This is a genomic window from Arthrobacter sp. 24S4-2 (assembly GCF_005280255.1).
Classification (GTDB): domain Bacteria; phylum Actinomycetota; class Actinomycetes; order Actinomycetales; family Micrococcaceae; genus Arthrobacter.
On the sequence record NZ_CP040018.1, the window covers coordinates 1022957 to 1039273 of the forward strand.

A 16317-nucleotide genomic window follows, 5' to 3' on the forward strand; every position below is an offset into this window, starting at 1 on the left:
CGGCGAGCGCTATACTCTGACGGTATCGAGCGGACTGAGGGGGCTGCGATGAGTGAATCACGTGTGGGTCTGGTAATCGAGGATGACCACGACATCCGTGAGCTGGTTCGGGTGGTACTGGTCCAGGCCGGATTCGATGTGCAGGTGGCCAGTAGCGGTTCGGCCGGAGTTTTGGCGGCCAAGGAGCTCAATCCCGCTGTCATTACCCTGGACCTTGGCCTGCCGGACATCGATGGTTTCGAGGTGGCCCGCCAGATCAGGCAGTTCTCGGATGCCTACATCGTTATGCTGACCGCCCGCGCCGAGGAACTGGATACCCTCATCGGCCTGGAGTCCGGGGCCGACGACTATCTGACCAAACCGTTCCGTCCCCGGGAACTGCGCGCCCGGGTTGCCGCCATGATGCGGCGTCCGCGTGCGACGTCGGACTCTCCTGCCGAAGGCAAGGAACCTGCCGGTGCCGGAAACGCCGGACTGATGCTCACACATAACGGCCTCGAATTCAGCTACGAGGCGCGGACCGTTAGCGTGGACGGGCGTGAACTTCACCTGACACGCACCGAGTTCGATCTGTTGCACGCCCTGCTCGAGGCCGGCCGGATGGTGCGCACCAAGTCGGAACTTGTGCGGCGGTTGAGGGATGAGCCGTACGACGTCGGCGGCTATATTTCCGAGGCCGACGAACGGGCCGTGGAAGTGCACATGGGGAATCTCCGCAAGAAACTGGGCGACAGCCCGCAGAATCCGCGCTGGCTCCAGACTGTCCGCGGTGTGGGCTACCGTCTGGCGCCGGCGGAACGCTGACCTAAGGGAGCCCGGGTCCGGGCGCCTACTCCTGGACCCGGGCTCCGGTACGGGGCCTAGGCCGCTGCTGCGGCCGAGAGGCCGGCCACGGTCTGATCGGTGCACGCGTCCATGCTTTCCAGGAGCGCCAACTGATGCCGGTGCGGCCGCTCTGCCTGGGATTCCGGATGAGTCTCCAGGTGCCTCAGGATGGTCTCGAGCTCGTCAGCGAGCGTACTGAGATACGCGGCGCCCACCATCATGCTGGAAGTCTTCACGCTGAGGACGGCGTCCATGGCGGCATCCATATCCATGGTTTCTACAGCGAGGCGGAGCCGGTCGAGCCTACGCGGCAGTTGCTGGATGTAGCTGTTGACGAACACGGTGCAGTATTCGGCGTCGGGCTCAAGTTCGCAGCGGAGTGTTTGCAACACGGAGGGGTCAACGTACGTCCGGCTGACGCCATCCTGTCCATCCATTGGACACCCCTTCCCTTGGCCCCGCATAACCGGGATAACGGGTGCGGACATGAACCTTGCCTCTTTTACAGTAGGGCTCCCGCAGCTGCGGAATGCGTTTTCCAAAAAAATTTGCGCAAATCTTGATCAGACTCAGCAGTCTGCGTTTAGGATCGGGACAAGTGCCTGCCGGCACCGAACTGACCTCGTGGTCTTCCAGGCCACCAGCCGATTGCGGGGACCGCTGTGTTCAGTGCCGTGAAGACTCTCATTACTGCCTTGGTTGTTGGATTCGGACTGACGCTGGCGGCCGTCCAACCCGTGCAGGCAGCACCCGCGGCAGCCCAGATTGCCCTCAGCCCGGCGACAGGGCCGGCGGGTTCCGCCGTCACCGTCACCGGAACGGGGTTCAAGGTCTCCACCACTGGAACGGTGACAGTCGGCGCCTCGACTTTTTCGTTCCAAACGGCGGCCACCGGGGCGTTCAGTACAGCCATCACCATTCCGCCGGCGGCCACCGGTTCGCTGACCATCACCGCCAAGACCTCCTCCGTCAAGGCATCGTCGGTGTTCCAGGTTGCTGCGCCTGCCCCCACGCTCCCGCCGGTCAGTACCGCAGCGCTTCGCTTCGGTGTAGCCACTGCCGGCGGTCCGCTGGCCGGCGGCGAACTGGATGAAGTGGCCCAACTGGCCGGGGAAAGCCCGTCCAGTGTGCTCTTCTACGAGGACTTCGTTCAGGCGCCGCCCATCACCGAAATGAACGCTGTGCGGGCACGGGGCGCTGTTCCGCTGGTCACCTGGGAACCCTGGGCCTGGGGCGGCGGCCTGGAACAGCCGGCCTACTCCCTGGACCGGATTGCCGCCGGCGACTTTGACGCCCACATCACGCAGTGGGGCCAGGCGCTGGCGGCCTGGGGCCAGCCGGTCCAGCTGAGGTTCGCCCACGAGATGAACGGCAACTGGTACCCGTGGGCGGAAGGCGTGAACGGCAACCAAGCCGGTGACTACGTACAGGCTTGGCGGCATGTTCACGACGTGGTTGCGGCCACCGGGGCCGGCAACGTTTCCTGGGTATGGAGCCCTAATGTTCCGTACTACGGTTCCACCGATCTCGCCGGCCTGTTCCCTGGTGCTGGATACGTGAATGTCGTGGCTCTCGATGGATACAACTGGGGCACTTCTGCGTCGTGGAGCGGCTGGATTTCGCCGCAGGACCTGTTTGCCCCCGGGATAGCCCAGTTGCGTGCCCTGGCCCCGGGAGTTCCCATCCTGATCGCCGAGACGGCTTCCAGCGAGGCAGGCGGCTCCAAAGCGGCTTGGAATACGGATCTGGTCAGCTATCTCGCGGCCCAGCCGGATGTCATGGGATTCGTCTGGTTCCATCTTCAAAAGGAAACCGACTGGCGTATCAACAGCACCGACGCCTCGGCGGCCGCCTTTAAGAGTGCGTTGGCGGCGCGCCGGGCGTCGTAGCATCGTAGTAGTGGGCGGGAGCCGCTTACGGACGTACCTTTCCGCCGGGGCGTGCAAGGGCCAGGAATGCGACTCCGATCAGCATGATGCCAAGGGCGGTCAGCAGGCCTGCTCCCACATTTAGCCCGGTGTAGGCCAGGGCAGCGCCGGTGCCCGACGCGGGAAGTGCTGCGTTCATTCCGTACATGTCTAGTTGATTTCCTCTGCTGTGTATTGCGCTTCCCAGCGGTCGATTCGCCGCCGGGTGATCTTGCCTGTGAGTACGGCCCACCAGGAGGCGAGAAACCACCCGGACCGGAGCCACATGAAGATTTCCTGAGGGAAGAAGGAAGCCGCAAGCACTATGTCCTTCCAGTCGTGGTGCGGAATCCGGCGGGCACGCTTGATGTCCAGTGCCACGAACAGAACTGGCACAAACCACCAGAACAGGACGAACCGGAAGACTCCCAGCACCAGCGACGTGATGATGACGGCGAGCCACAGGAGCTTGAGGAAGACTCCCAGCAGGCCCATGGCCTGCTGGCCCCAGTCCCGCAGGGTCAGCCGGTTGACGCCCAGCTCGAGCAGGTCCTCAACGGTTCCCACCTGCCATTTCATCCGCTGGCCCCAGAGCGCTTTGACTGACTTCATGGAGTCTGTGTAGGCGCGGACATCCGGGGAGACCTGGCAGATGTAGCCGAGTTCGCGGATGCGGTAGGTCAGTTCGAAGTCTTCAACCTGGGACGTGTAGACCCAGGGGCCTTCGCGGTCGGCCCGGGCAGCGATCTGCCGAAGGACGCTGTTGTTGATGGCGCAGCCCGTTCCGGCGAGGACACTGGTTCTTCCGCGCTGCAGCGCGACGTCGGTCCAGGTGGCGAATTCGGCTTTCTGCAGCCGGCTCAGCACCCCGGGATCCTGCATGGTAAATTTCGACGACGATCCGCCCAACGGCTTTCCGGCAGGGGTGCCGGTCGCGGCAAATTCCTGGGCCCAGGCTGCCAGCGCATTAGGCGGGAGCACGGTGTCCGCGTCCAGGCAGATCAGCACGTCGGCGTCCTGTGCGTACTCGTTCCATGCCCGGTTCAGTGCCTCGGATTTGCGGTGTTCCAGACGGGGAAGTTCCATGACGGTGACGGGGTACTTTCGTGCCTCCCAGGCCGTCGTATCCGAGCAGCCGTTGGGAATCACCACAATCCGGTCCGCCGGTCGGGACTGCACCATGAGGCCGTCAAGGGTGGCTCCGATGGAGCTGGCCTCGTTGTAGGCGGGGACGAGAACTACCACCCGCAGCTGCCAGGCTGCATCCACGGAGTTTGACTCAGGCGCTGGCGGTAATGCTGACTGCAAGAAGGCCTCTTCGAAGGAATGACGGCCCTCACTGTGAAGGCAACGGGATCCATCCTTCCGGGCCGGCCTCAACAAAGGTCCCCGGATACCCTCAAGCTTGCATCAAGGTCTGCCCAGGTTTGCCGCCGCGGATCATTGCCCGGTGACCGGGCTCACGCCAGGAATTGCTCCAGCTGTGTTTCCAAAGCGGAGATGTCCTTGAGTTCACATTCCCAGACGGTGAGCACCTGCCAACCGGAAGCTTCAAGCAGGCGGCGCTGTTCGGCGTCGCGGTTCCTTGTGCGCGTCCGTTTGGCCGCCCAGAACTCCGCGTTCGCCGCGGGGGCGTGCCGGCCTGCTTTGCAGTCGTGGAAGTGCCAGAAGCATCCGTTGACGAAGATGACTTTGTGTCGTCCGGCGAACACCAGGTCCGGGTTGCCGGGAAGCTTGCCGCCGTGCGCACTGCCATGCAGGCGGTAGCGGTAGCCTTTCGCGTGCAGGAGGCTGCGGACCAGCAGTTCCGGTTTGGTGTTCTTGCCACGGATCCTGGACATGTTCCAGCTGCGCTGTTCTGGAGTCAGCCGGTCCGCCATAGTTCAAGTTTAGGCGGCCCGCAGCCGGCGAGGCCGGCTGCACGTGACCGTGCTGAGACTCTAGATTTCCCGCTCCGGATGTTCGCCGAACTGGAAGTGCCGGCCGCTGAGCGAGACCGGCTCGATCTCCACGTAGAAGTCCTTCAACGTTGGCACCCAAGGCTTCAGGCCGAGAGACTCCGCCGCTGCGATGTCCGCGGAATGGTCCAGGACCCGTGCGGTGCCGCGAAGGACCACGGACCATGCCTCGTCGGACATGATTCCGTCCGTTTCAAAGAGGACCTTGGCGTTGATGGTCAGCTCCGCGAGCTTGTTTCCCGGAGCTGTCCGGAGGTAGAGCTTCCGGCCACTCACGGCGTAGTTAACCGGGAAAATGTCCGGCTCGCCAGCCACGGTCACTACCAATCGGCCGTGTTTTGTGCCCTCCAGGAGCTTCCACGACTGGTCATCGTCCAGGTTCAGGATGGGTTTGCTGTCTTCGTGTGTGAACATCATGGGCTTATTCTTCAGCCGGGACGTGGCTGTTGGCCAGTGCCTTTTGGGAACAATCTTTGAAACTGTCCATCCGTGCGGCAGGCGGAACGGACTGCTTTCTGCGGTGGCGGTATGACTTCCTATCCATGGTCCTGGGCGGTAAAACCGGAAGCGGTTCCTGTGGATAACTTTGGCCCTTAAAGTGTGACCTCGGTTACCCTTTAACCATCGTCCGGATTTATTGCCGGCCGGCTCGGACGTCTTGAAACTATCGGGGGAATAGCTGCCCATGACATCTAGCACTTGGCATTCCGCACGGTTGCGCTATTCCACCGCTGCACTGCTCACCGCTTCCGTTCTGGTCCTGACGGCCTGCAATGAAGGCAACAATCCGCCAGGCAGCGACCCGACGTCCGCGTCGGCTTCAGCGTCTACGTCGGCATCAGTAACGCCGAGCCCGACGCCCACTCCGTCCGCGGCGTACAAACCGGCCGACGCCAAGGGCAAGGCACAGAACGTGCCGGTTCCGGTGTTGCCCGAAGCGGCGAAGGCGGAGACGAAGGAAGGGGCTATGGCATTTGCCGGCTATTGGTTTAATCTCCTCAGTTACGGATACGAGACTGGTGATCTGGCGCCGCTGAACGGTGTTACATCGTCATCCTGTGGACCCTGCGACAAGGCCAAGCAAGTCATCCATGCTTGGCACTCTGAAGGCCGTTGGCTCGTGGGTGGCAAAGTCGCCGCCGTAGCTACGAGCACCACATTCAACAAGTCGGCGGATGCAACGTATCAAGTTGCTGTTCAGGCACGTCAAACATCGCTCACTTATATGCGTCAGGATGGAAGCGTGGCTAGAAGCGATCCGCAGCCTGATGACACCGGCAACCTTCTCTTTGTTGCGTATGAAAACGGGACCTGGAGACTGTCGGATATCGGCAAAATAGTCGGTTGAGCCATGACTGTAGTGGGGAAATCTAGATGCCTTCTGGCGCTGCTCGTCGCCCTATCTGTGGGCTTTATTGGTGTGTCCCCAGCCATGGCAGGTGACCCGGACATATTTAGTGACTGGAAGCCTGACAATGTCACTTTGGGCGGGTGGACTTGGGACAGTGCGAAGGGCGGGTTTGTCGAAGAAGAGCCTGGTGCGCCGCCCAGTACGGACCCCTATCAGTACAAGTACGAACTTCAGTGCCACCTTGGCGGGGGTGACTTCGACACGCCTTGTTTGGGGCGACGGGTGGAGTGCAAGAACGGACCCGACGGGACAGACGGCATCCCGGTTGTGTGGTTGAAAGCACCCAAGGGCATCCCGAACCCGGTGTGGACCTTCCACTCCGGCCCGACGTGTCTGTTCGACCCGAAGCCGGAAGACCTGCTTCCCCGCATCGCGGCCCTGATCCAGTCTGAATTCCAGAAACTCCCCGTGGCCGCAGGAACCGTGACCGCCCAGCCGAGTCCTCACACCCTGCGGGGAGCGGAGACCAACTTTTACGCTGACTCAGCAGAGCAGCAGTTCGACATCACCATCCTGGCCCAGAAGGTTCATGTAGTGGCCACTCCTGCGCAATACACATGGAACTACGGCGACGGTACAACGCAGGGGCCCCAGCCCTCGGCCGGTGGCCCGCTCCCGCAGGACCGCTGGGGCGAGAAGACCCGCACCAGCCATGTCTATACCCAGACCGGCGATTACCAAGTGGTGCTCACCACGCATTTCCAGGGAACCTACTCCGTCAATAACGGCCCGCCCCTGCCCATCCCCGGGCAAGGCCAGTTCAACGCCCCACCGCAGACCATCAGCGTCTGGCGTTCCGTCACACGTAACTACGCCGACGACTGCATCAGGAATCCTCGGGGCCAGGGCTGTCCCGGCGTCGCACCGCCGCCATAGGGAGGGGCTCTCCACCGGCGCTACAAGGGGAGGCTCAGCTACGCCCGCAACTCCCGGTCCATGCGTTCCATCCGCGCCCGCACCAGCTGATAGCGCGGGTCGTCCGGTCCGCTGAGGCTGGCCATGGCTGCGGCGGCTGCGGTATCGGCCGCGCCCATATCGCTCGCACACCACTGCAACATGAGTGAGGCATCCCCGCTGGAACGTACGGACGCGCCAACTGCTTCGTTGAGCTCGTCCCGCATCAGCTCCACGGACAGGTTGACCGAACGATTCAGCAGCTTCGCCGGGTACGCGGCCAGTGCCTCGGTCACGCGGCCCTCGCGCAAGTGGCCAGCCACAACCGATGCGTCCGTTACTACGCGGACAGCCGACGAGAAACGATACGGGTTCGGCTCCACCACGTTGCCTAGAATGCTGCGGATCCTGTGCATTTCCGTCCGGACGGCCGCAGCGGCACCGTCCTCGCCGTGAAGCCGGTACGCGAGTTCGTCGGCGCTCCACCCCTGGGTGCGGGAGGCCAGCAGCGCCAGAACCTCAGCCCGCCGCAGTGTCAACGGAAGCCGGGCTCCGCCGTCGAGCTCGGCGCTGGGACTATCACCCAGCAATCTCAGCATCAGCGTTGAACGCAGGCCGCCGGCGTGCTCAGGCAGCGTGAGGTGGCCCGCCGACGTAGCGCCTGCGGACTTCAGCAGCTCCTCCGCCAGCCGCACCCCGCAGCGCACCATCCGAAGGCTGTCCGGCGTCACCGATTCGAACGGCCCGGACACGTCGAGGACTCCCACGACTTCACCCGAGAACGGATCTCGAATAGGGGCTGCCGTGCAGGCCCAGTCGTGATGCGTGCGCACGAGGTGTTCCGCAGAGAACAACTGTGCCGGCGAACCAGTCACCAGGGCCTCGCTGATGGCGTTGGTTCCCACCCCCGCTTCGGACCAGTCGGCGCCCTCAACAAACTCCAGGGAATCGGCTAGCCTCAGGGCCTGCCGGCTGCCGACCCGCCACAGCACTTCGCCCTGCCTGTCCGTAACGATCAAAAGGTGGCGCCCCGCGGAAGACTCGTCGGCCAGTAACTGGGACAGCGCCGGCATCACGGCAGCCAGACGATGCCCGGCACTCATCGAGCGCGCTTCCGACACTTCGTGCCGGTGAACCGGACGGTGCTGGTCGGGGTCGATGCCCAGCGCCAGCGATCGCTGCCAGGACTCGATGATGCCGGGAGAAATGTACGGATCCGGGTTGCCGGAGATAGTGGCTTCGTGGGCTTTCCTGAGCGTGAGGGCGTACTCCGCCGGAGCGGTAAACCTGAGGTCGCGGAGCTGGGTGAGCGCGCCGGGGCCAATCCGCATCCGCAATCTCCCAACTCGTCATCGAATCGATCCGGCCACAAGCCGGAGACCACTCTCCGGCTGTTCCTTGGGCGGATAGCTCGAAGGAGCAGGGACGGGGGCCGTGTAACTCGATTGTAACCCCCGGGAGCTTTTACTTGTGATGCGGGTCACGGGGCGGACAAGGCGGGTCGGACCTGAGTGGCTCACTGTAAGCAACGGAAAGAGGAATCATGCCTGAGACACCAAACGGCATCGTGCAGGCCTGGCTGGCGCAGTTCGACGAGGCGCTGCGCAGCCGGAACACCGATGCCGCACTACAACTTTTCGACGACGATCCGTACTGGCGCGACTTCGTATCGTTCACCTGGAACCTCAAGACGCTCGAGGGCAAGGCGGACATCAAACGCATGCTGGACGCGACGCTCGAGGATGTCCGGCCCGGCGACTGGGCGCTCGCCGAGGATGCCACCGGAGACGCCGCCAGCACGGAGGCATGGGTGAATTTTGAAACAGCACAGGCGCGCGGCCATGCCCACCTGCGGCTACGCAACGGCAAATGCTGGACCCTGCTCACCACCATGCAGGGGCTCAAGGGTTTCGAGGAGAAGAAGGGCCCCAACCGGGAGAAAGGGGTGGCACACCAGATCAGCAAAGGCCGCAAGTCCTGGCTGGAACTCAAGGAGGAGCAGGAAGCCCGGCTCGGGTACGAGGACCAGCCTTACACAGTGATCATCGGCGGCGGCCAGGGCGGCATCGGACTGGGCGCACGGCTGCGCAGGCTCGGCGTCCCCACCATCATCGTGGAGAAAAACGAGAATCCCGGAGACTCGTGGCGGAACCGCTACAAGTCACTCCACCTGCACGATCCCGTCTGGTACGACCACCTGCCGTACATGAAGTTCCCGGACGACTGGCCCGTCTTCGCGGCAAAGGACAAAATCGGTGACTGGCTGGAGCACTACACCCGGATCATGGAGCTGAATTACTGGTCCAAGACGGAGTGCACCAACGCCCGTTTCGATGAAGCGCGCCAGGAATGGATCGTCCAGGTAACGCGCGACGGCGAACCGGTCACCTTGCGGCCCAAGCAGCTCGTATTCGCCCTGGGCGTCTCCGGTTACCCGAACATCCCAACGTTCGACGGCGCCGAGTCCTTCCTGGGGCAGCAGTACCACTCGTCCAAGCACCCCGGCGGCGGAGACTGGACGGGCAAGAAAGCCGTGGTGATCGGGTCCAACAACTCAGCGCACGATATCTGCGCCGATCTGTGGGAGCACGGCGCGGACGTCACTATGGTCCAGCGGTCTTCCACTCACATCGCCCGCAGCGAGTCGCTGATGGACCTTGCCCTCGGCGACCTGTACTCAGAGAAGGCGCTCGCCAACGGCGTCACCACCGAGAAAGCGGACCTCCTGTTCGCGTCCCTGCCGTACCGGATCCTGCCGGAAGCCCAGATCCCGGTCTACCAGGAGATGGCCAAGCGCGACGCCGGGTTCTACTCACAGCTTGAGGCCGCCGGTTTCGACCTGGACTTCGGCGTGGACGGTTCCGGTCTGTTCCTCAAATACCTGAGGCGCGGCTCCGGTTATTACATCGACGTTGGCGCGTCCCAGCTGATCATCGACGGACGCGTCAAGCTCGCGAACGGCCAGGTCAGCAAGATCACCGGCAACGCCGTGGTCATGGACAGCGGAGCGGAGCTGGAGGCCGACGTCATCATCTACGCCACCGGCTACGGATCCATGAACGGCTGGCTTGCCGACCTCGTGTCGCCCGAGGTGGCGGACGCCGTCGGCAAATGCTGGGGATACGGATCGGACACCCCGAAGGATCCTGGCCCGTGGGAGGGCGAGCTGCGCAACATGTGGAAGCCCACCAATGTTGAGAACCTCTGGATCCATGGCGGCAACCTGCACCAGAGCCGCCACTACTCCAACTACCTGGCGCTGCAGCTCAAGGCCCGGATGGAGGGACTGCCCACACCGGTCTACGAACTCCAGCCCACGCACCACGCGCGCTGACCCGGACGGGCCGTGACAATCACCATCCCGGGAACCACACTGGGGGTGACGGCCACCTGCTGTGACAATCCAACGACATGCCGTGGATGCGCCCGACGGGTGCATCCACGGCCCGTATTACGAAGGAAGACATCATGAAAGCAGCACGATTCCACGCCCGCGAGGACCTCCGGATCGAAGACATTCCGGAGCCGGGTCTGCGCCCCGGAGCCGTGAAGATCGCGGTCGCCTGGTGCGGGATCTGCGGCACGGACCTCCATGAATTCCTGGAAGGGCCCATTTTCACCCCGCCGCCCGGGCACCCCCACGGGCTGTCACACGAGGAGGCGCCGGTCACCCTGGGACATGAGTTCTCCGGCACTGTTGAGGAACTGGGCGAGGGCGTCACCGGGTTGTCCGTCGGCGACAGCGTGGTGGTGGAGCCGTACTTCGTCTGTGACGAATGCGGTCCGTGTCGGGAGGGCAACTACAACCTGTGCACCAAGTTGGGCTTCATCGGGCTGGCCGGCGGCGGCGGGGGACTCAGCGAAAAGATCGTGGTCGACTCACGCTGGGTCCACCCCGTCGGTGACATTCCACTCGACGAAGCCGCACTCATCGAACCCCTCGCGGTGGCCTATCACGCCGTCGGCCGGAGCGACGTGAAAGCCGGGGACGTCGCCGTCGTCGGCGGTGCGGGTCCCATCGGACTGCTCACGGCGGCAGTCCTGAAAGGGCTGGGTGTCACCACCGTGGTGACCGAGCTGTCCGCCGCGCGCAAAGAGAAAGCCACGTCATCCGGCGTCGCGGATCATGTACTCGACCCCAGCGCTGTCGACGTCAAATCCAGCGTCCTGGAACTCACCGGGGGAGCGGGCGCCGACGCAGCCTTCGAGTGCGCGGGGGTGAATGCCGTTCTGGACACCATGCTCGACGTCGTGAAGCCCGCCGGCGTGGTGGTCAACGTGTCCATCTGGGGGCGGCCGGCAACCGTGGACATGCAGAAGATCGTCCTCAAGGAAATCGACCTGCGCGGCACCATCGCCTACCGGGGCGACCACGCGGCCGCGATCAGGCTGGTCCAGGAAGGGAAGGTGGACCTGAAACCCTTCATCACCGGAAGAATTGCCCTGGACGACCTGGTGGACAAGGGCTTCGACACCCTCATCAACCACAACGACACGGCCGTAAAGATCATCGTGCACCCTTAGTGATCCCCGTCTCACGCGGAATAGTTGCACGCGCGCTCCAGTTGCGCTTAGTGGACCCCATCCGCTTCGAAAGGAACCGCGCATGTTGTTTTCTCCCATGACTCTCGGCGAGCTCGAACTGCCCAACCGCCTGGTGATGGCGCCGCTCACCCGTCTCCGCTCCGGCGAGGAGGGCGTGCCCGGTGCGCTCGTTGTGGAGCACTACCGCCAGCGCGCTTCCCTTGGCCTGATCGTCAGCGAGGGCACCTACCCCAGCCCCGCCGGCCGGTCCTACCCGGGGCAGCCCGGCATTGTCACCGCCGAACAGATTGCAGGCTGGAAGAAGGTCACGGACGCTGTCCATGCCGAGGGCGGCCGGATCTTTGCGCAGATCATGCACGGCGGCCGGGTCTCCCACGAGGACATCAACGGCGGCCACCAGGTCGTTGCACCGAGCGCCATCGCCCTCGAGGCTGAAACCCGTACGTACAAGGGCAAGCAGGCGCACCCGGTGCCGCACGAGCTCACCGCCGATGAAGTGCCCGTGGTGATCCAGGAGATCGTGACGGCGTCACGGAACGCCATCGAGGCAGGGTTCGACGGCGTTGAGCTGCACTCGGCCAACGGCTACCTGCTGCACGAATTCCTTGCGCCGGACACCAACGTGCGGACGGACAGCTATGGCGGGTCTCCCGGGAACCGGGCACGGTTCGTCATTGAAACCGTCAACGCCGTCGTCGAAGCGCTCGGCGGAAACCGGGTGGGGATCCGCATCTCCCCGGCACACGGCGTCCAGGGGATCGAGGAGAGTGACCCCGCCGATGTCCGCGCAACCTATGAAGTCCTCGTTGACTCGATCGCGCCGCTCAACCTGGCCTACCTGAGCATCCTGCACAAGGAACCGGCCGGCGAACTGGTACAGGACCTGAAGACCCGCTTCAACGGCCCATTCCTCATCAACACCGGGTTCGGTGTCGTAACGTCCCGCGACGAAGCAATCTCGCTGGTTGCCGACGGCCATGCCGACGCAGTGGTCGTGGGCCGTCCGGCCATCGCCAACCCCGACCTCGTCCGCCGCTGGCGCGAAGGCCTGCCGGTCAACGAACCGGACCAGGCCACGTTCTACGGCGATGGCGCGGCTGGTTACACGGACTACCCCTTCTACGAGGAGTCCCAGAACTAGCCTGTTAGCTCGCAGCAGCGCGGGGTCACATCGAGTCCACTGACGCGAAGATTCCCTTCCTCGTCAGGGGACCCGCGTTTTGTTAACCCGTCCGATCGAGGGTGACCTGGTAGCCCATGGCCTCGAGTTGGTGGAGTGCGCGGTTCTTGGCGCGTTCGGGGTGGAGACGGGTGAAGAAGTCTGCACCGGGGTCCTCGTAAAGGGTTCCGTAGCGGCCCATGTGCCAGATCGCGATGAGCATGGTGTGTTGGATCGCAACGTTGGCTTTCATGGGGCCTCGCCGCGACGCAATTCGGCGGTAGCGGGCGCCGAGGTAGGTGCCGGGGTTCTGTGCGCACGCCATCGCGGCAGCGCCGAGCGCTCCTTGGAGATAGGGGTTTCCGGGCCGGGTCCTGGTCGACTTGACTCGTCCGGCGGACTCGTTGTGACCCGGCGTGGTCCCGGCCCACGAAGCGAGGTTCCCGGCGGTGGCGAACCTGGTCATGTCCGCGCCGGTCTCGGCGACGACGACGTCGGCGACGAGGGGGCCGATGCCGGGGATGGTGGCGATCAGGTCCCGGAATCCCTGAAAGGGTGCGATCACCACCTCGATCCGGGCGGTGATGTCCTCGACCGCCCTCGTGTGCCGGTCGATCAGGTCCAGATGTACCCGCGCCAGGAAACCGTGGTGTTCGGTGAACCGGCCGCTCAGCGCCTCGGTCAACGCCGGGATCTTCGAGCGCAGCCGCCGCTTGGCGAGGTCGGCCAATGCGGCGGGGTCGTCTTGGCCCGCGATCATCGCCTCGAGCATCGCCCGTCCGGAGACGCCAGTGATGTCGGAGGCGACCGAGGACAGTTTGATGCTGGCGTCCTCGAGCAGCTTCTCGAGCCGTTGGATCTCCCGGCCACGTTCCCGGGTGATCGCGGTCCGGGCCCGGGTCAGATCGCGCAACTGGCGGATCGGCTCCGGGGGCACGAACGACCCGCGGACCAGGCCGTGTGCGCCGAGCTGGGCCAGCCACGTCGCGTCGGCGACATCGCTCTTGCGGCCAGGCAAGTTCTTGACGTGCCTGGCGTTGACCAGCATGACCTCGAACCCGGCGTCCTCAAGGAGGTAGTAGAACGGCTTCCAGTAGTCCCCGGTGGCCTCCATCACCGCACAGGTGACCTGCTCGGCGATTAGATGCTCACGCAGGGCCAGGACCTGGTTCGTGGTCGAGCCCCACGTCGTGACCGTCTCAACAGTCTTGCGACGACCAACACCGGCGACCCGGACGCAGACCTTGGCGTCCTTCTTGGACACGTCCAGACCAGCACACCGGCCATGCACCACTTCCATCACTGCCACCTGCTTCCCGTCGACGGATCATTCGGTGTCCGTCGCGGGGAGGGCAGGGAGATTCAGAAGTCTGACGCTCGGGCTCGAAGGCACCAATCCACGGTTCCCGTGGAAGCCCTCCACCCCCATGCTGACCTACAGGCTCCAAGGCACTACAGAGGATTCGGGGTCGACCGCAACGAACACGACCAGTCTCACACCGCGGGTCACCGCGTGACCACAGCAGAACGCGACGCCCCCGAATCTTCGCTCACCATGGTGAGCCGGAGGCGCCGCATTGCTGACCTGAGGTTAATGGGCGGCATGTGACCCCGCTTTGTCGTTCCTGGCGACGTTCATGCCAACTGCTTAGCGCCAGCCCTATAGGATCTGAGCATGCAGCGTCCGTCCCAGACCAACAGCCCCGGCACCCGCAAAAGCAGGCCCGTGAGCCGCCAAGTGCTCGCCGACCACGTCTACGAGGAGCTGCTGGAATCGCTGATGGATGGCCGGCTGGAACCGGGTGCCACCGTCAGCATCGACGGAACCGCGCGGGATCTGGACGTTTCTCCCACCCCGGTCCGTGAAGCCCTGGCCCGGCTGGAGCACACCGGTATGGTCCGCCGCGTGGCCCTCAAAGGCTACCGTGTGGCGCCGGTCTTCACCCGGGAGGACTTCGCCGAACTTATGGAGGCCCGGCTCGCCATCGAACCGGTGAACGCCCGGCTCGCCTGTGCCCGGCTGACCGCGGAACGGCTCGCCCAGCTGGAACAGGCCGTGACGGACCTGAAGACCGCGCCCCGTGGACCGTCGTTCGCTGAATACCGTGACTACCTCGAAGCCGACGAGCGGTTCCACCGGCTCATCGCCGAACAGACGGGCAACCAGTTCATGGTGGCCGCCTACGCCGCACTCGGCGGGCAAGTGCAGCGGTTCCGGCTGTTCGGCGGCGTCGGCATTACGGATGCTGAAAATGCCATTGCCGAGCACCAGGCCGTATTGGACGCGCTGTCCACAGCGGACCCGGAGAAGGCCGCCTCCGCCATGGCCGACCACGTCCGCAAAGTCCGCGGCCGCGCCATCGCCGACGCCCCGGAAGGCTGATCCCGCCCTCCCAACTGAGTAGCAGCAGGTGTCGTTTTGGAGCCCGAAAACGACACCTGCTGCTACCCAGTTGGGTGACACCACCCGAAGTGTGACCTTGACAACTCCTTGTTGATAGTAAATCCTATAGGAAACAGGATTCGTACGAAGGAGTGAACATCATGGCTTACACAGCTGAGAACTGGCCCATTACCGCGGCCCTGCTGCAGTTCCCGGGCATCGACGCCGAGGGAACCCCCATCAACGACGCTGACGCCTCGGCCTGGGCTGAGGTCCTCACCGAGGTCAAGGAAGCCGGTTTCGCCCACGCGGACCTGACGGACAGCTGGGTGCGCCCCGGGGACCTGAGCAAGGGGCGCCTCGCCGAGTTCAAGCAGACGGCGGACGCCGTCGGGATCGGTGTTCCGGTGATCTCCGCTATCCGCCGGAGCGTCATCGAAGAAGGCAACTGGGAAGCCAACCTGGCCTACAGCCATCGCACCATCGACGCCGCCGCCGAACTTGGTTGCGAAGTTGTCTCCTTCGGGCTCCACCAGGCCATTACGCCCGAGCAGCAGAAGCAGCTCTGGTTCTGGACGGTTGAAGGACACAAGGACCCGGCGGGGAACAAGGAAGCCTGGGGCAACGCCGTCACCCGCCTCCGCGAACTCGGCCGGCACGCCGCCGAAGTGGGCGTCCTGCTCTCGCTCGAAATGTACGAGGACACCTACCTGGGCACTGCGGACTCGTCCGTGCAGCTGGTCCAGGACATCGGCCTCGCAAACGTTGGCCTCAACCCGGACCTCGGCAACCTGATCCGGCTTCACCGGCCCATCGAGGACTGGCGCGAGATGGTGGCCAAGACCCTGCCGTACTCCAACTACTGGCACATGAAGAACTACATCCGGGACGAGGACGCCGCCCGTGACATGTACGTCACCATGCCTGCCCCGATGGAAAGCGGCCTCATCAACTACCGCGAGGCCTTCAAGCTGGCATTGTCCGTAGGCTTCCAGGGCATCCTCTGCACCGAGCACTACGGCGGAGACGGCCTGAGCGTCACGGCCAGCAACCAGGATTACCTGCGCCGCCACGTCCTCCCGAAGAACGACGGTTACGCGCTCGGCCAGAGCCAGGTGGCCCAGGGGCGGCAGCAGCCGTCCGCCGTCGAACTCGCCGGCGTCTAAGCGGAGCCGGCGCATGACTGAAGCCGGACTCCAAACCCAACCGCACTTTTCCAACACGGATTCAATGAG

General features: G+C 64.2%; 16 protein-coding genes. 9 read left to right on the forward strand and 7 right to left on the reverse strand.

Annotated features, from left to right (window positions below; genetic code table 11):
• The first annotated feature begins 48 nt into the window (after positions 1-48).
• Positions 49-804 (forward strand): response regulator transcription factor, encoded by a 756-nt coding sequence (locus FCN77_RS04820; protein WP_175417136.1) that lies wholly within the window; start codon positions 49-51, stop codon positions 802-804.
• 56 nt (positions 805-860) lie between these two features.
• On the opposite strand, the gene FCN77_RS04825 is transcribed toward FCN77_RS04820, so the two are convergent.
• Positions 861-1262 (reverse strand): Hpt domain-containing protein, encoded by a 402-nt coding sequence (locus tag FCN77_RS04825; protein WP_175417137.1) that lies wholly within the window; start codon positions 1260-1262, stop codon positions 861-863.
• A gap of 237 nt (positions 1263-1499) precedes the next feature.
• Between FCN77_RS04825 and FCN77_RS04830 the strand changes: the two genes are divergently transcribed.
• Positions 1500-2714 (forward strand): glycosyl hydrolase, encoded by a 1215-nt coding sequence (locus FCN77_RS04830; protein WP_254678847.1) that lies wholly within the window; start codon positions 1500-1502, stop codon positions 2712-2714.
• A gap of 25 nt (positions 2715-2739) precedes the next feature.
• Here FCN77_RS04830 and FCN77_RS25805 read toward each other — a convergent pair whose 3' ends face one another.
• The 4 genes from FCN77_RS25805 to FCN77_RS04845 all read right to left on the reverse strand — a co-directional run bounded on the left by FCN77_RS25805 (position 2740) and on the right by FCN77_RS04845 (position 5107).
• Positions 2740-2901 carry a hypothetical protein gene (locus FCN77_RS25805; protein WP_175417138.1) on the reverse strand — a complete coding sequence of 54 codons (162 nt, stop codon included), beginning with the start codon at positions 2899-2901 and terminating at the stop codon, positions 2740-2742.
• A 2-nt stretch (positions 2902-2903) separates the two neighbouring features.
• Positions 2904-4001: a glycosyltransferase family 2 protein gene (locus tag FCN77_RS04835; RefSeq protein WP_175417139.1), complete on the reverse strand. Its 1098-nt coding sequence runs from the start codon at positions 3999-4001 to the stop codon at positions 2904-2906.
• A gap of 191 nt (positions 4002-4192) precedes the next feature.
• Positions 4193-4612: a very short patch repair endonuclease gene (locus tag FCN77_RS04840; protein ID WP_137321353.1), complete on the reverse strand. Its 420-nt coding sequence runs from the start codon at positions 4610-4612 to the stop codon at positions 4193-4195.
• Positions 4613-4672: 60 nt separating this feature from the next.
• The gene (locus FCN77_RS04845; protein WP_137321354.1) at positions 4673-5107 is read right to left on the reverse strand and encodes a pyridoxamine 5'-phosphate oxidase family protein; all 435 of its coding nucleotides are present in this window, start codon (positions 5105-5107) and stop codon (positions 4673-4675) included.
• A 268-nt stretch (positions 5108-5375) separates the two neighbouring features.
• On the opposite strand from FCN77_RS04845, the gene FCN77_RS04850 reads away from it, so the two are divergent.
• Entirely contained in the window at positions 5376-6038 is a 663-nt protein-coding gene (locus tag FCN77_RS04850; RefSeq protein ID WP_137321355.1) for a DUF6318 family protein, read from the forward strand.
• 285 nt (positions 6039-6323) lie between these two features.
• Positions 6324-6977 (forward strand): PKD domain-containing protein, encoded by a 654-nt coding sequence (locus FCN77_RS04855; protein WP_254678848.1) that lies wholly within the window; start codon positions 6324-6326, stop codon positions 6975-6977.
• A gap of 38 nt (positions 6978-7015) precedes the next feature.
• Here FCN77_RS04855 and FCN77_RS04860 read toward each other — a convergent pair whose 3' ends face one another.
• Entirely contained in the window at positions 7016-8326 is a 1311-nt protein-coding gene (locus FCN77_RS04860) for a GAF domain-containing protein (protein ID WP_137321357.1), read from the reverse strand.
• 212 nt (positions 8327-8538) lie between these two features.
• On the opposite strand from FCN77_RS04860, the gene FCN77_RS04865 reads away from it, so the two are divergent.
• The 3 genes from FCN77_RS04865 to FCN77_RS04875 all read left to right on the forward strand — a co-directional run bounded on the left by FCN77_RS04865 (position 8539) and on the right by FCN77_RS04875 (position 12681).
• A complete protein-coding gene (locus FCN77_RS04865) occupies positions 8539-10329 on the forward strand; it encodes an NAD(P)/FAD-dependent oxidoreductase (protein ID WP_137321358.1) in 1791 nt (596 codons plus the stop codon).
• Between the two features lie 134 nt (positions 10330-10463).
• Entirely contained in the window at positions 10464-11519 is a 1056-nt protein-coding gene (locus FCN77_RS04870) for a 2,3-butanediol dehydrogenase (protein ID WP_137321359.1), read from the forward strand.
• Positions 11520-11601: 82 nt separating this feature from the next.
• Positions 11602-12681 carry an alkene reductase gene (locus FCN77_RS04875; protein WP_137321360.1) on the forward strand — a complete coding sequence of 360 codons (1080 nt, stop codon included), beginning with the start codon at positions 11602-11604 and terminating at the stop codon, positions 12679-12681.
• An 82-nt stretch (positions 12682-12763) separates the two neighbouring features.
• On the opposite strand, the gene FCN77_RS04880 is transcribed toward FCN77_RS04875, so the two are convergent.
• On the reverse strand, positions 12764-13999 hold the full coding sequence (locus FCN77_RS04880) for an IS110 family transposase (RefSeq protein ID WP_137321361.1): 1236 nt from the start codon (positions 13997-13999) through the stop codon (positions 12764-12766).
• Between the two features lie 375 nt (positions 14000-14374).
• Between FCN77_RS04880 and FCN77_RS04885 the strand changes: the two genes are divergently transcribed.
• Entirely contained in the window at positions 14375-15082 is a 708-nt protein-coding gene (locus tag FCN77_RS04885) for a GntR family transcriptional regulator (protein ID WP_137321362.1), read from the forward strand.
• A gap of 161 nt (positions 15083-15243) precedes the next feature.
• The gene (locus tag FCN77_RS04890; RefSeq protein ID WP_137321363.1) at positions 15244-16248 is read left to right on the forward strand and encodes a sugar phosphate isomerase/epimerase; all 1005 of its coding nucleotides are present in this window, start codon (positions 15244-15246) and stop codon (positions 16246-16248) included.
• The last annotated feature ends 69 nt before the right edge of the window (positions 16249-16317 follow it).

Bases quoted from the DNA above. Each gene is read 5' to 3' on its own strand.
- FCN77_RS04840 (WP_137321353.1), bottom strand. From the start codon at position 4,612: ATGGCGGACCGGCTGACTCCAGAACAGCGCAGCTGGAACATGTCCAGG.
- FCN77_RS04860 (WP_137321357.1), bottom strand. From the start codon at position 8,326: ATGCGGATTGGCCCCGGCGCGCTCACCCAGCTCCGCGACCTCAGGTTT.
- FCN77_RS04880 (WP_137321361.1), bottom strand. From the start codon at position 13,999: ATGGAAGTGGTGCATGGCCGGTGTGCTGGTCTGGACGTGTCCAAGAAG.
- FCN77_RS04820 (WP_175417136.1), top strand. From the start codon at position 49: ATGAGTGAATCACGTGTGGGTCTGGTAATCGAGGATGACCACGACATC.
- FCN77_RS04845 (WP_137321354.1), bottom strand. From the start codon at position 5,107: ATGATGTTCACACACGAAGACAGCAAACCCATCCTGAACCTGGACGAT.
- FCN77_RS04875 (WP_137321360.1), top strand. From the start codon at position 11,602: ATGTTGTTTTCTCCCATGACTCTCGGCGAGCTCGAACTGCCCAACCGC.
- FCN77_RS04850 (WP_137321355.1), top strand. From the start codon at position 5,376: ATGACATCTAGCACTTGGCATTCCGCACGGTTGCGCTATTCCACCGCT.
- FCN77_RS04825 (WP_175417137.1), bottom strand. From the start codon at position 1,262: ATGGATGGACAGGATGGCGTCAGCCGGACGTACGTTGACCCCTCCGTG.
- FCN77_RS04885 (WP_137321362.1), top strand. From the start codon at position 14,375: ATGCAGCGTCCGTCCCAGACCAACAGCCCCGGCACCCGCAAAAGCAGG.
- FCN77_RS25805 (WP_175417138.1), bottom strand. From the start codon at position 2,901: ATGTACGGAATGAACGCAGCACTTCCCGCGTCGGGCACCGGCGCTGCC.
- FCN77_RS04890 (WP_137321363.1), top strand. From the start codon at position 15,244: ATGGCTTACACAGCTGAGAACTGGCCCATTACCGCGGCCCTGCTGCAG.
- FCN77_RS04865 (WP_137321358.1), top strand. From the start codon at position 8,539: ATGCCTGAGACACCAAACGGCATCGTGCAGGCCTGGCTGGCGCAGTTC.
- FCN77_RS04870 (WP_137321359.1), top strand. From the start codon at position 10,464: ATGAAAGCAGCACGATTCCACGCCCGCGAGGACCTCCGGATCGAAGAC.